This is a genomic window from Couchioplanes caeruleus, from assembly GCF_023499255.1.
Classification (GTDB): Bacteria; Actinomycetota; Actinomycetes; order Mycobacteriales; family Micromonosporaceae; genus Actinoplanes; species Actinoplanes caeruleus_A.
Genome location: NZ_CP092183.1, coordinates 8,240,208 through 8,253,828 on the forward strand (window position 1 = coordinate 8,240,208; position 13,621 = coordinate 8,253,828).

A 13,621-nucleotide genomic window follows, 5' to 3' on the forward strand; every position below is an offset into this window, starting at 1 on the left:
ACATAACGGCGGCGCCCGGGATTTATCCCGGGCGCCGCTCTTTGTTCCGCATAAAGAAATGGTCCCGAACACTTCCACGCATCTCTCTTTTTGCATACGTTCACCTAGGCCCCGAACCCGGGGTCTCTGCACGCCGAGCCGCTGCACGACAGCGTTCGGGTACGTCGACGGAGGTACGTAGTGCGCAAAGTAGTCGTGGGACTACTCGGCGCCGCGATGGTGACCGGTGTCGGGATCTCGCTCCCCACCGTGGCCCAAGCGGCGCCCCCGGTGGAGCCGACACCGGCGGCCAGCAAGCGGGCCGCGATGGACGACCTCCCCAACCCGGTTGAGGACAAGCGCCGCGAGCTGCGTCAGGAGGCCGTCAACGGTGTCCTGAAGGGCGACATCAAGACGCAGCGACGTGGCGGCAGCACCGTTGCGAAGGTCGGCAAGACGCGTGGCGGCGGCCTGAACGACCGCACCGTCAAGGCGGCCGGCCAGGACCAGTACGTCGAGCTGAGCCGCGAGCGCACCGACAAGATCTTCGTCATCCTGGCGGAGTTCGGTAACCAGCGGCACCCGGACTACCCGGACGTCGACAGCGACCCGGACACGCCGGGCCCCACGACGTTCGAGGGCCCGCTGCACAACAAGATCCCCGCGCCGGACCGGTCTCAGGACAACACCACGGTCTGGCAGCCGGACTACAACAAGAAGCACTACGAGGACCTGTACTTCGGCAAGGGCAAGAACGTCGAGTCGCTGAAGACCTACTACGAGACGCAGTCCTCCGGGCGCTACAGCGTCGAGGGCGAGGTCTCGGACTGGGTGAAGGTGCCGTACAACGAGGCCCGCTACGGCCGCGACTGCGACATCAACGGCCAGTGCACCGACACCAACGCCTGGGCGCTCATCACGGACGCCGTGAACAAGTGGGTGGCCGAGCGCAAGGCCGCCGGTCGCACCGACGCGCAGATCGCCGCCGAGGTCAAGCAGTTCGACCAGTGGGACCGCAACGACTACGACGGTGACGGCAACTTCAACGAGCCCGACGGCTACATCGACCACTTCCAGATCGTCCACGCCGGCGGCGACCAGTCCGACGGCGACCCGCAGCAGGGTGAGGACGCCATCTGGGCGCACCGCTGGAACGCGTACCTGAACACGGTCGGCAGCGACGGCCCCTCGTACAACAAGTACGGCGGCCAGCAGATCGGCAACACCGGCGTCTGGATCTCCGACTACACCATGCAGCCGGAGAACGGCGGCCTCAGCGTGTTCGCGCACGAGTACGGCCACGACCTCGGCCTGCCGGACGACTACGACACCAGCGGCGGCCTGAACAACAACAGCGAGTACTGGACGCTGATGGCCCAGAGCCGTCTCTCCGGCGCGGGCGAGCCCCTCGGCACGCGCCCCGGCGACCTCGGCGCCTGGAACAAGCTGCAGCTCGGCTGGCTGGACTACGAGACCGTCGTCGCGGGTCAGAAGAAGACCCTGAACCTCGGCCCGCAGGAGTACAACACCGACAAGGCCCAGGGCGTCGTCGTGGTGCTGCCGGACAAGGAGGTCACCACCGACCTCGGCGCACCGGCCTCGGGCACGAAGCAGTACTTCTCCGGTAACGACAACGGGCTCAACACCTCGCTGAGCCGGACGGTCGACCTGACCGGTGCCACCTCGGGCGCGTTCGACCTCAAGGGCCGCTACTCGATCGAAGAGGGCTACGACTACCTCTACGTCGAGGTCTCGCAGGACAACGGCGCCAACTGGACCGCCGTGAACGGCACCGTCGGCGGCGCGCCGTTCGGCACCGACGGCGGCAACCCGGGCCGGCCCGCGATCACCGGCACCAGCGGCGGCGCCTGGAAGGACATCCACGTCCCGCTGGACGCGTACGCCGGCAAGAAGGTGCAGGTCCGCCTGCACTACCTGACCGACGGTGGCGTGTCCGAGGGCGGCTTCTTCGGCGACGACCTCACGATCAAGGTGAACGACGCGGTCGTCTCCACCGACGGCGCCGAGGGCACCCCGGCGTGGACGCTCGGCGGCTTCACCGTCGTCGGCGCGAGCACCACCGCGGACTACGACAACTTCTACATCGCGGGCAACCGCAGCTACGTGTCGTACGACAAGTACCTGAAGACCGGCCCGTACAACTTCGGCTGGCCGGCCAAGCCGGACTGGGCGGAGCACTTCGCCTACCAGCAGGGCCTGCTGATCTCGTACAACGACCAGTCGGTGGCGGACAACAACGTCAACAAGCACCCCGGCTCCGGTCGCAACCTGATCATCGACAGCCACCCGGCGCCGTTCTACAACCTCGAGGGCCAGCCCTGGCGGGCCCGGATCCAGCTGTACGACGCCCCGTTCAGCCTGAAGAAGGCCGACTCCTTCACGCTGCACGTCAACGGCAAGGCCAGCTACGTCCGGGGCCAGGCCGCGCAGCCGACCTTCGACGACACCAAGAAGTACTTCTACGACGAGATCCCGTGGGCCGGCGTCAAGCTCCCCGCGGTCGGCGTGAAGATCAAGGTGCTGTCGCAGAACGGCACCTCGATGAAGATCCGCATCTCCTGATCCACCGCACCGTCTGACGCCCGGGGGCCTCAAGCCCCCGGGCGTCGCTCTTTGCGGCCGGGCTCATTCAGATCGACGGCCGTCCGCTACACCAGGATTTCGATGTGCGCCACCGTGAGACTGTCGCAGTGCCGACCGCCGGTGCGTGAGATCCATTACTCAAGATCATCTATGCGATAGTGATCTTGATCGTTAGAGTGAAGGGAACACGCAGGCCGGGTGAGCCGCTCAGGGTCGAGCCGCCATGTCACCGCCGCGGGTACATCGGTCAATTCGGCAACGGCTCGCCGACAGGTCCCTGCCGGATTTCTCGAGCGTTCGACGCCGAAGTTTCAAGAACGGGGATCATCGTGCGCTTTCACATGGGCGTCGGTGCCGCGCTGCTGGCGGCATCTGCAGGCATTCTGCCGGGCACTGCCGCCTTCGCGCAGACCGGCAGCGTCAATGCCGCGGCGGACGAGGCGGACGTCCCGGACCTCCAGGAGTTCGCGGTGAACCCCGACGAGATCGATTCCGGCCAAGCACCGGACAAGGCGCCGACGGCCGTCGACGTCGCCGAGGTGGGCGCCATCGTCCGTGCACCCCTGGAGTGCGAGCCCGGCTACTCGACCTATTCGTGGACCGGGACGAAGACCCCGTGGACGGTCACCCACGCGAAGGGCTACGAGAACTTCACGGGCAGCACGGCGACCTATACCAAATCCGCCACCCGGGAACGGACGATCACCGCCTCCGCCGAGGTGACCTCGGGAGCCACCGTCAGCGCCAATGTCGTGATCGCCAGCCTGGACGGTCAGGTCTCCTGGACCCTGGCGGCCTCCGGAAGCGTGACCAATTCCGGTTCCGAATCCGTGACCGCCACGATGAAGCCCGGAAGCGTATACGTCTTCTACGCCGGCGCCCGCAAGACGAGCGGCAGTTTCAGCTACTCCCTCTGCAACTCGAGCGGAACGCACGTGACGGTCAAGAGCAAGGGCAAGGCGACGAGCTTCGGACTCAAGCGCGAAGGCGCCGTGCGCTGCGGCAGCACCGTTACCAGCGCAAGCCTCGGATACGTGGCCGAACGGGACTACTGCTGATGGACGCGGCCCGCAAAGCGGTTTCAGCAATCATGGCCCTGGGGGTCGTACTCCTGGCGGCTGCCTGCGATGGTGCCGATGATCCTGTTGCGGGCCCTGCTTCTGCCTCACACCCCGTCAGTACCGCCCCCGTGCCGAACGCGGGATCGGCGCCGTGCCGCGGCGGAACCGTCGCATTGGCACCGCTGTCCCGCAAGGTCGTGGCGACCGATGTGTCCGGTGTCGTCAAAAGCTCCCGGGGAAAGCCGTTCACCGCAGAGCTCAGACCGGTCCGCACGGTAGTGCCTTCCGTCCAGGCATCCGACGGCGTCGACGCCACAGCGATTTTCGCCAAATTCGCGCAACAGGCCGGACCGGCGATCGCACCGTTGAATGAGCCGTCCCCCCACGAGGACGCTTCCGGGCAGTTCACCGTTGACGGCGACGGAGAAATGGTCACCTACGAGTCGGTTCAACTGGTCGAGGCCAGCTTCACCTATCGATGTGGAGACACCGTGGTCAGCGGAGTCGTCAGTTCGTACGCACGGCCCCGTACCGGCATCATGCAGTGCGACAGCGCGAAGAGACCGACGGCGGACATCGTCAAAGAGGTCGCCGCACTGGCCTGTTGACACGAGCGCGCATCCGACGCACGATCTGACGCCCGGGAGCTTCGGCCCCCGGGCGTCGCCTTTCTCACCCGCGCCGGCCGGAACCGCTGACGCCGACCCCAGGTCAAAACCACATGACTTTTTTCCGTACGGCCGCAGCAACGTCCCTGGTCGTCGTGTTCCTGTCCGCCTGCTCGTCCACCCCGGCCGAGGACAACGGCATCTCCGTGCCCTCCTCGCCCAGCGCCTCCCCGTCCGGCGCCCCCGCGTCCGCTCCGGTCCCGCCCAGCGCCTCCCCCAGCGCCTCCCCCAGCGGCCCGTTCAACTCCGTGCCCACCGGACCGCCGCCCGGTGCGAAGCGGCCCAGCGGCATCCCCAAGACCCCCACGGACGTCGTACGCAGCCCCGGGTGGACCGAGGGGTGGATCACCCGTGGCGGCAGCGGGCCCTGCTACGGGCTCGTGGACATCGACGGCAAGCCGTACGCGGTCTACTCCGACGCCGGCACCGCGCTGAAGAAGGGTGAGTACGTCCGCGCCCGCCTCACCCCGGCCCGGCTGCGCATCGACTGCGGCTCGGGTACGCCGGTGCAGATGCTGGCCGTGGAGCACGTGCGCTGACCGGTACGGCCCGGCGTGGCCCGGTGCCCGTACGCTGGTGCGCATGACTTCGCAGGTGGACGAGGCGTGCGTGCTCACGGAGGGTCCCTGGACCCACCGTTTCGTCGGCGCCAACGGCAGCCGCTTCCACGTCGTCGAGGCGGGCACCGGACCCCTCGTGCTCCTGCTGCACGGCTTCCCGGAGCACTGGTGGGCCTGGCACGACGTCATGACCCGGCTCGCCGACGCGGGCTTCCGGGCGGTCGCCATGGACCTGCGCGGGTACGGCGCCAGCGACAAGCCGCCCCGGGGGTACGACGGCTACACCATGGCCGCCGACGTGACCGGCCTGATCCGGGCCCTCGGCGAACGCTCGGCCATGATCGTCGGTACGGGGGCCGGCGGCATGATCGGCTGGACGGCCGCGGCGTTCCACCCCAAGATGGTCAGCCGCCTCGTCGTGCTCGGCGCGGCGCACCCGCTGCGCCTGCGGGCGGCCCTGTTCGCCGACCCGCGAGGTCAGATCGCCGCGACCGCCCCGACGTTGAAGTTCCAGGTCCCCCGCTACGAGCACGTCCTCACCCGGGACGACGCCGCCCTCGTCGGCGAGCTGATCGAGCGGTGGAGCGGTCCCCAGTGGACGCAGACGCCGGAACACCACGACTACGTGGCGCGATGCCGGGAAGCCATGCAGATCCCGCAGGCGGCGTTCTGCGCGCTGGAGGCGTACCGCTGGGTGTTCCGCTCGGCGCTGCGGCTGCAGGGTTACCGCTTCGTGAAGCTCATGCAGCGGCCCCTGACCACACCCACCCTGCAGATGCACGGCGCGCTGGACACGGCCGTCCTGCCCCGCACCGCCCAGGGTTCGGGCCGGTACGTCATCGCCCCGTACGAGTGGCGCCTCATCGAGGACGCCGGGCACTTCCTGCACCTGGAGGCGGCGGACGTGGTGACGGGCGAGATCCTGCGCTGGCTCAAGGCCTGAGCCGCGCCGCCTTCCCTAGCGCGGCCCTCATTCGCACGGCTGACGGCTTCGGGCCTCGCCGGAGACTCAGACCCGGTGCTCGTAGAGCTCGGAGACCTCGTGGGCCGGCGCCCAGCCCTGGTACACACCGAAGTCGAACTCTTCCAGCCCCAGCGAGCGCGCGATCGGGGCACGGCCGCCGGTGTACTCCAACCGCAGCCAGTTGTCGGCCTCGGCGAGCACGATGAACGGCTGCCCCCGCCACGAGCACGTCGTACGGACGTACACCAAGTCGCCGTACTCGCCCGGCTTGAGCACCCGCACGAACCGGCCCGGCCGGACCTCCTCGAACCCGTCGCCGGGCTCGGGCGAATAGACCCGCACGTTCTCCCCGTCGGGCGCGGCGTCGTACTCGCGCCCTTGCCAGGTCACGACGTACCCGTCACGCATCAGCCTCTCCCACCTTGCGCCACATCGGAGCGTCGGCGTCGAAGATCGCGACGATCCGCTCGGCCCCGTCCCCGTCGAGGCGCCACAGCTGGGCACCGTGCGGCAGCCGCACACTGTCCACCTTGAACTCGGCGATCACGTCCTTGCCCTCGCCCGGGGCGAACCCGTTGCCCCGGAACGGCGGCCGCTCGATCACCCAGCCGTCCATGGCCCGCAACGCCTGCTCGCTCTGCCCGCCGTACGGGATGCGGTAGAGGCTGGGCCGGTAAGCCGGCCAGCGGAGCACGTACGCCTCCTTGGCATCGCCCTGATAGGGCGACCCGTCATAGAGCAGGCCGAGCGCCGAGTAGAGCTCGCCCGGCACCCGCAGATGCTCCACCTCGGCGGACCGGTGCACGAACCCGGCGACCCGGTCGTACCCGCGCTCCAGGTAGTAGTCGATCTGCTCCACCGGCACGGTCTTCTGCATCATCGTCGGCCGCACATCGGTCTCATGCGCCCGCTGCGGCAACGCCTTCGGACTGTCCGCCTGCACCTCGACGGGCTCGCCACCCAGCCCCGCCTCGATCGCCCAGTTGGCCAGCGCGATGACCTGCGGACCGGGATACCGGGCGCCCACGGCGCTGCCCGGATTGACGGCGAAGGACCAGGCCGGGTCGGGCCAGTTGCGGATCAGATCAACGAACCGGACGGCAACCGTACGGGCAGGCTCCAGGTAATGCTCACCCAGCCGGTCCCGGCTCGTGAACACCACCAGATACCGCTCAGCGTCCACGTCCTCGGTACGGAACACAAACCCGGACTCGCCCGGCGAACTCCCCGGCCGCGACTGCGGACCCACCGGCACGAGCACCGTGGCGAGCAGGAGAGTGGAGAGGAAGGCGTCGGTGCTGTGGTCGATGGTGGCCTGGTAGAGGTCACGTTCCGTCTCGTTCGCCGGAATGAAGTCGTCCTCGTCCACCGGCCCATCGGCCCGAGCCGGCCACCCACCTGAGGTGGAGGCGCCGAGCTCGATGCGGGCGGTGGCGTCGAGGCCTGCCTGCTCGTACCTCGGGCCCGCCGCCGCAGCCGGTCCCTCTGCGGGGCCCGCGCGGTCGGCGATCGGGGCGGGGGAACGCCGTGGGAGGCCGATACCCGTCGTGGCCGACGCGGCGTCGGGCGCCTGGCTTTCCTCTACCTGGGCTTCGGCGGGGTGGCCGACGGCTTCCGACGGCTGGCCCACCGATGCCGGCTGGCCCACCGATGCCGGCTGGCCCGCCGATGCCGGCGGGACGGACGGCCGGGTGGCCGGGGCGGGCACGATCGGGCCGCTCGGACGGCTCCCGCTGCCCAAGCGGTTCGCATCGCCCACGCGGTTCGCGTCGCCGGCGCGGCTTCCGTCGCCCACGCGGTTCGCACCGCCCGCGCCGGGGATGACCGGGGGCGCGATGCTGGACTTCGGAGCTGCGGTAGGCGCCTGGCCGGACGCGAGGCTCCGCGCGGCCTGGTCCGCCGCGAGGTTGGTGGAGGTCGGCGCCTCGCCCAGAGCCGGACCGTCCGACGGCGTGGCCCCGGCCTCGCCCCTAGCGGCAAGAGCCTGTGCGGCAGCCGCCATGGAGGAAGGCCGTTCGGACGGCGGAGTCACCTGACGACGCGGCAGCAGCGGACCCGCACCGGCCTGACCCGCAGCCCCAGCCTGGGGGGCAGCATCGGCCTGAGCGGCGGCCTCGGCCTGCTCGGCGGGCGTGAGGTGGCTGGGCAGCGGCGGCGTCTGCGCCATCGGCGTACGCGTGGGAAGCCGGCCGTCGGGCCGTTGCAGTGCAGGCAGAGCGTCGTCGCCGCCGGCCTCGTTCCCGTCCGTTCCGGTAGGCGCACCGCTCGGGGTCACGCCCCCGCGTGCCAGGTCACCGGCTGCCAGGCGAGCTGCCGTCGCACCGCCTGTCTTTGCGCCATCCGCGTTCGTGCCGTCCGGCGCCGCGCCGTCTTGTCCGGCGCTGTCCGATCCCGCGCCGTTCGGCTTCGCGCCACCCGCCCTGGTGCTGCCGGGCGCCGTGCCGGCGGCCGCCGGACCGGCTGTTGCCGGGCCGGCAGAGGTCGGGGCGGCTGTCGTCGGGGCGGCTGCGCGGCTGCCCAGGGCGTCGAGGGCGCTGCCACCAGCCGGCGGCGGCGTCGTACCGGACCTGCTGGCCAGCGCGTCCAACGCGCTTCCCGGCGGAACCGCCGACGGTGGCGCCGCAGGCCGAACCGCACCCCCGGCGAACGCCGCAGGCGAGGTGGCCGTACCACCGGGATCCTGCTGAGGCGCGCGCCCGCCACCGCTCGTGAAACCGCTGAAACTGGACGTGTCCCCCACACCACCCATGCCGGGCGGTGTCGCCGGAACCCGGGACGGCAGGCCACTCGGCAGGACCGCTCCGGGCGTACGGACCGGAAGCCCGCCGGGACCGACCGGGCCGGCCGCCGAGGACCCGGGCCGGGCGCCGGGTGCGGGCGGGGTGGCGGTGGCGCCAGGCTGCTGACCAGGCCCGAAGCCGACGGCCCCCGCGGCTACGGCCCCCGACGCGCCGGGAGCCGCGGCGCTCTGGCCGTTCGGAGCCGGCGCACCCTGACGGTTCCCCGCCGACGCCGGACCGCCCGAAACCTGCCCGGCCGTCATCTGCCCAGCGGACATCTGGCCGGCCATGTGACCGGCGGCCATTCGACCGGCGGCCACGGAACCACCGGACACCGGGTCACCGGACATGTGACCGGCCGAAACCGAACCGGCCGGCACGGAACCCCCGGACACCGGGGCGCCGGACATGGGGCCGCCCGAGACCGGCCCGCCCGACTCTGGCGCAGCGTATCCCTGGGCCGCCGCCGCGTTGGCCGCCATGGCCGCCGCCTGCAGATCCTTGAGCCGGCCGGTGCCCTGCCGCGCCGGGCCGCGCTTGGGGAGCCGCAGATCACCGCGGCTCAGCTGGGCGACGAACCAGGCCGGTAGGTAACCCTCGATCGGGAGGCCGGGATTGACCGCCAGCCACCATTCGAGGTTCGGCCACGTCTCGGCCAGTTCGGCGTACGGCACGCGCCGCGCGGAACCGGTGTAGTCGGACAGGCAGGCCTGTAGCGCCGACGGGGAGGTGAAGGCCAGCACGTGCGTACGCCCGCCGGTGCTCCACGTGCCCCAGCCCAGCGGCTCGAGCCCCGCCAGAGCGTCCGCGGAGACGGGCAGCAGCAGGTCGACGCCGGCGAGAATGCGGAAGTAGGACTCCTGATCATCGGTGCGCAGGGCGTTGCGCATCGCGACTTCGGCGTCCGTAGCCGGTTCCCACTCGGTCACGTCCACCTCTCCCTTCGCGGCGAACGGGCCACCTCAACGCGTACAACCTACAAGGTCAGGCCACGATCACAATGGGCGGCTGCATGGATACAGCCAACCAGGCAAACAACCGCCGTAACGGTCGCGGAGAGAGACGACGCGTTAACCAAGAGTAGCCGCATGGAGGGCTCAGTGACCGGCTCCGCCCTCCGGAGAGGGAAACGGCCGGGCCGCCCCCGGAAGGGCAACCCGGCCGCACCGTACGGATCAGTGGGTGAAACGCTTCTCCGCGTTGTTCTCCGTCGTCGCGTAGTCCTGCGCCGACTGGTCCACCGCGATCTTGATGTCGCGGAGGATGTTCTTCAGATCGGTGGACGCGGTGGTCCACTTGTGCTGACGCTGGGCGTACGCGTCCTGCGCCTTGCCCTCCCACGTCGCGACCAGCGGGCGCGCGTCGGCCTCGAGCTGGCTGAGCTGATTCTCGAGCTCGTTCACAGCCTTCTGGATGTCGGCACCGGCCTGGGCCAGGGCACCGAAGTTCACCCGCAGCAAACCGTCGTTCATCGAGTGATCCTCCCCCGCCGTCAGTTCTCGAGCGGCAGGTCGTAGCCGCCGCCACCGGACTTGGTCACCGTGCCGGCGGCCGAGCTGTCGGTGCTGTCGTAGTGGACGCCGGAGGTGCGGATCGCCTCGGCGGTGTCCGCCAGAGCCCGGTTGAGCTGGGCCAGGTCGCGCTGGTACTGGTGCTTGACCGAAGCGAACGCCCTGCCGCCGTGACCGACCCACGCCGTCTGGAGCACCGAGAGCTCCGACATGAGCTTGTTCAGCATCGCGGTCAAGTTGTTGTTGACCTGTTCGAACTTCGCGGCGGTCTGCGCCATTACCGCGGCTTCTGTCTGCGTCTGGGCCACCCCGGACGTCACCCCGCTTCCTCTGTCGTCTGTCTCGCGCCGGATCCTGTATGGATCGGTCGTATCGACCACCGGCACATTGACGTGGCCATCAGGTTAGTCCCTCCGGCGATGCCGTGGGGGGCACCCCTGAGCAGCCGATCGTCCGTTCCGATTGCCGACCGTAGCGGGACGGACGCAGTCACGGTATCCCGGCCGGTCAACCTGTGGATATCGATGTCCCGTTGTCCACAGCCGCCCCCCGCCGCCCGGCGCCGGGCCATACGATGACCCCGCAGCAGCAACGTCGACCGAAAGGCGGGCAGGGTGACGGCAGAGGTGGCGAGCGACCGCAGCTTCCCGGAGCTCGGGGGCGCGGGTCAACGCCTGCCCAAGGCACGCACCCAGCATGTCCGATCTGGACGGATGTTCGGTATTCGCACCGGTCAGCTCGTCAGCACTCAGGTGGCCGCCGTGGCCTTACTGATCGGCGCGGTCAACGGCCCGCTGGCACTCGGCGGAGCGGTGTTTCTGGCAGTCGTGCTGCTGGCGGTCACATGGCTGCGACTGCGGGGCCGGTGGGCCTTCGAGTGGCTTGACACGGCGATGCGCTTCACCGGCCGTCGTCACCTCGTCTCCGTCAGCAGCGCGCCGACCGCACTGCTCGAGTTCGTCGCGCCCGGGTCGCAGGTCGACCAGATCGAGCTCGCCGGCGACCCCGCTGCGCTCATCGTCGACGCCCAGGGCATGACAGCCGTGCTCGAGCTGGGCGATCCGACGGCCCTGCTGGCCGAGGAGACCGGATCCTTCCCGTCGCCCGTCGGGCTGCTGCCACCGGCAGGCACGGAGCACCCGCCGTGCCGCATCCAGCTTCTGCTCACAGGTGCTCCCGCACCGTCACTGCGCGCGGGTGGCGGCACTCCGGCCAACTCGTACCGTCAATTGACCGAAGGCCGGCTGCTCGGCCACAGCCGATCGCTGCTGTCCGTGCGGATCCTGCGCGCCGAGGGCTGGACGGAGGAGGACCTGCGGCGTGCGCTGTCCGGGCTGGTCCGCAAGCTGGTACGCCGCCTCGCGCCCACCACGGTCCGCCCGCTCGGCGAGGCCGCGGCCCTGCGCGTGATCGCCGAGCTCGCCCACGACGACGGCGTCGGCGCCGCCCAGGAGAACTGGCCGGGGCTGCAGGTCGGCGGCATGACCCAGGCGACGTTCCGGCTGGGCCGCTGGCCCGACCTGCGGATCGAGACGTCGCGGCGCATCGTCGCGCGGATGCTGGCGCTCCCGGCAGCGGCGACGACCGTCGCGCTGGGCGCCGGGCCGCGATCCGCCACGGGTACGGACACAGCTGTCGACCTGACCATCCGCCTTGCCGCCCCGGACGCCGCCGCGCTGTCCTTCGCGACCCAGACGCTGCGCAAGCTCCTCGCCGCCGAGCGGGCCACCGTACGTCGCCTCGACGGTGAGCACCTCGACGGGCTGACCGCCACCCTCCCCCTCGGCATCCCCGCCGCCCCGGCGGTACCGGGCCGCGCAAGCGCCGAGGCCACCCGCGTCGACCACCTCGACGAGCTCGACCTGCCCCTCGGCAACGCCGGCCTGATGGTGGGCAGCAATCGCCGGGGCGAGCCGGTCATCGCGCGCTTCTTCCGCCCCGAACAGACCCGGGCGCTCCTGGTCGGCGGGGTGCGCTGCGCCCAGCTGATGTGCCTGCGAGCCATGGCCCTCGGTGCCCGCGTCGTGGTGCAGACCGCGCGCCCTCAAGCTTGGGAGCCCTTCGTACGCGGCGCCGCCGTCCCGGGCGAATCCATCGCGGTGATCCCACCGGGCCGCGCGGTCGAGATCCCTCCGGGATCGGCCCTGCACCCTCTGCTCGTCGTGGTGGACATCGGCCCGGTCGGCGCCGACAACCGCCCCGGCGCCGGCTGGCAGGCCACCATGGTCATCCGAGACGACTTCAGCCCCGCGGACGCGGACGTGGCCTCCCGAGCAGACCTCCTCCTGGTCCAGCCGCTGCGCGCAGAAGAGGCCCAGCTCGTCGGCGCGGCCCTGGGCCTGGGCGAAACAGCCAAGTGGCTCACCCAGATCCGCCCGGACATGATCGGCGTCATCAACCGCCGGGCGGTCCGCTGGGCGGCGCTGGCCCAGACCCCCATCGAGGCCCAGCTCATCGGCCCACCGGCCCGCGGCTGAGCCTCCGCGGCCGAGCTCCCTGGGGCAAACGGATCCGGCCCATGGTGGTCCTCGGCGAGGCGCAGCTCGGTGTAGCGGATGATCATGGTCAGGCGGGTCAGCATCGCTGCCGGCCGGCTGCGAGCGCGGCCTGCGCTCAGCCTGCCCGCGCCAACGCGAAACGCCCTGACCAGCGCGCGTCGGCCCCATAACCGGTCCGCGAGCACCCCGTCACCGCCCCATCAGCAACTATCGATAAGTCTCTTTCTTCACCTGATGGCAACAAGATCGCGGAGTGTTGCTGATGTTGGTGGCCCGGCCGTGGCACCATCCGGTGCCATGGGCATCATCATCCGGCTGGCGATCACCGCGGTCTCGCTGTGGATCGCCACTCTGGTCATCGACGGGATCCGGCTCACGACCGATTCGGCGCCGGGTAAGGCCGGCACGCTGGTCGCTGTGGCCGTCATCTTCGGGATCGTCAACGCCGTGCTGCGGCCGATCATCAAGACGATCGGCTGCGGGCTGTACGTGCTGACGCTCGGCCTCATCTCGCTGATCGTCAACGGCCTGCTGTTCCTGCTGGCGAGCTGGATCGCGGGGCAGTTCGACCTGCCGTTCCACGTCGACGACTTCTGGCCGAGCGCGGTACTCGGCGCCCTCCTCGTCGGCATCGTCAGCTGGCTGCTCAACATGCTCGTCCCCGACGGCGACGACGACTGACCCCCGCAACACGAACGGGACGGCGACGCACGACAGGCCGCACGGGACGGCAGGCACCGGACGGGCGGCAGGACCGCGGGCACCGGCCGGACGGCGCAAAGGCGCGGCGCGCCACCAACGGCACGGCACGGCTAACGACGGCACGGCTGACTACGGCACCGGCGCACAAACACCGCCCCAGCAGGGCCCGGGTCACGGTCGCGCCGGCCGAACGCCACGCAAACCGCTTCGCCCGCACGGCATAGGGCGCCTCAAACCGCAACGCACGCTCGGCATGAGGCGCCCCCGACCGCACCCGCCGGCGTCGTCAGCATC

The 13,621-nt window shown here is 70.5% G+C and carries 11 protein-coding genes; 7 read left to right on the forward strand and 4 right to left on the reverse strand.

The genetic code is table 11. From position 1 onward, the window contains the following. Positions 1–195: 195 nt before the first annotated feature. The 5 genes from COUCH_RS37930 (at position 196) to COUCH_RS37950 (ending at position 5,815) form a co-directional block, all read left to right on the forward strand. Positions 196–2,562 carry an immune inhibitor A domain-containing protein gene (locus tag COUCH_RS37930; protein ID WP_249613945.1) on the forward strand — a complete coding sequence of 789 codons (2,367 nt, stop codon included), beginning with the start codon at positions 196–198 and terminating at the stop codon, positions 2,560–2,562. Between the two features lie 350 nt (positions 2,563–2,912). Continuing rightward, a complete protein-coding gene (locus tag COUCH_RS37935) occupies positions 2,913–3,641 on the forward strand; it encodes a hypothetical protein (protein WP_249609934.1) in 729 nt (242 codons plus the stop codon). Between the two features lie 200 nt (positions 3,642–3,841). Next, a complete protein-coding gene (locus COUCH_RS37940; protein ID WP_249609935.1) occupies positions 3,842–4,252 on the forward strand; it encodes a hypothetical protein in 411 nt (136 codons plus the stop codon). 113 nt (positions 4,253–4,365) lie between these two features. Then, positions 4,366–4,851, forward strand: coding sequence for a hypothetical protein (locus tag COUCH_RS37945; RefSeq protein ID WP_249609936.1), 486 nt, complete (start codon positions 4,366–4,368; stop codon positions 4,849–4,851). A gap of 43 nt (positions 4,852–4,894) precedes the next feature. After that, on the forward strand, positions 4,895–5,815 hold the full coding sequence (locus tag COUCH_RS37950; protein ID WP_249609937.1) for an alpha/beta fold hydrolase: 921 nt from the start codon (positions 4,895–4,897) through the stop codon (positions 5,813–5,815). A 66-nt stretch (positions 5,816–5,881) separates the two neighbouring features. On the opposite strand, the gene COUCH_RS37955 is transcribed toward COUCH_RS37950, so the two are convergent. The 4 genes from COUCH_RS37955 to COUCH_RS37970 form a co-directional block, all read right to left on the reverse strand. Continuing rightward, positions 5,882–6,247 carry a hypothetical protein gene (locus tag COUCH_RS37955; protein WP_249613946.1) on the reverse strand — a complete coding sequence of 122 codons (366 nt, stop codon included), beginning with the start codon at positions 6,245–6,247 and terminating at the stop codon, positions 5,882–5,884. Then, positions 6,237–9,545 carry an SseB family protein gene (locus COUCH_RS37960; RefSeq protein WP_249609938.1) on the reverse strand — a complete coding sequence of 1,103 codons (3,309 nt, stop codon included), beginning with the start codon at positions 9,543–9,545 and terminating at the stop codon, positions 6,237–6,239. Before COUCH_RS37960 ends, COUCH_RS37955 begins: the two co-directional genes overlap by 11 nt. Positions 9,546–9,791: 246 nt before the next feature. Continuing rightward, positions 9,792–10,088 carry a WXG100 family type VII secretion target gene (locus tag COUCH_RS37965; RefSeq protein WP_249609939.1) on the reverse strand — a complete coding sequence of 99 codons (297 nt, stop codon included), beginning with the start codon at positions 10,086–10,088 and terminating at the stop codon, positions 9,792–9,794. Positions 10,089–10,108: 20 nt separating this feature from the next. Beyond that, positions 10,109–10,507 (reverse strand): WXG100 family type VII secretion target, encoded by a 399-nt coding sequence (locus COUCH_RS37970; protein ID WP_346016019.1) that lies wholly within the window; start codon positions 10,505–10,507, stop codon positions 10,109–10,111. A gap of 333 nt (positions 10,508–10,840) precedes the next feature. On the opposite strand from COUCH_RS37970, the gene eccE reads away from it, so the two are divergent. Both eccE and COUCH_RS37980 read left to right on the forward strand, forming a co-directional pair. Next, positions 10,841–12,604: a type VII secretion protein EccE gene (gene eccE, locus COUCH_RS37975; RefSeq protein WP_275980047.1), complete on the forward strand. Its 1,764-nt coding sequence runs from the start codon at positions 10,841–10,843 to the stop codon at positions 12,602–12,604. A gap of 318 nt (positions 12,605–12,922) precedes the next feature. Next, positions 12,923–13,306, forward strand: coding sequence for a phage holin family protein (locus COUCH_RS37980; RefSeq protein ID WP_249609942.1), 384 nt, complete (start codon positions 12,923–12,925; stop codon positions 13,304–13,306). The last annotated feature ends 315 nt before the right edge of the window (positions 13,307–13,621 follow it).

Bases quoted from the DNA above. Each gene is read 5' to 3' on its own strand.
- COUCH_RS37945 (WP_249609936.1), top strand. From the start codon at position 4,366: ATGACTTTTTTCCGTACGGCCGCAGCAACGTCCCTGGTCGTCGTGTTC.
- COUCH_RS37950 (WP_249609937.1), top strand. From the start codon at position 4,895: ATGACTTCGCAGGTGGACGAGGCGTGCGTGCTCACGGAGGGTCCCTGG.
- COUCH_RS37965 (WP_249609939.1), bottom strand. From the start codon at position 10,088: ATGAACGACGGTTTGCTGCGGGTGAACTTCGGTGCCCTGGCCCAGGCC.
- eccE (WP_275980047.1), top strand. From the start codon at position 10,841: ATGTTCGGTATTCGCACCGGTCAGCTCGTCAGCACTCAGGTGGCCGCC.
- COUCH_RS37980 (WP_249609942.1), top strand. From the start codon at position 12,923: ATGGGCATCATCATCCGGCTGGCGATCACCGCGGTCTCGCTGTGGATC.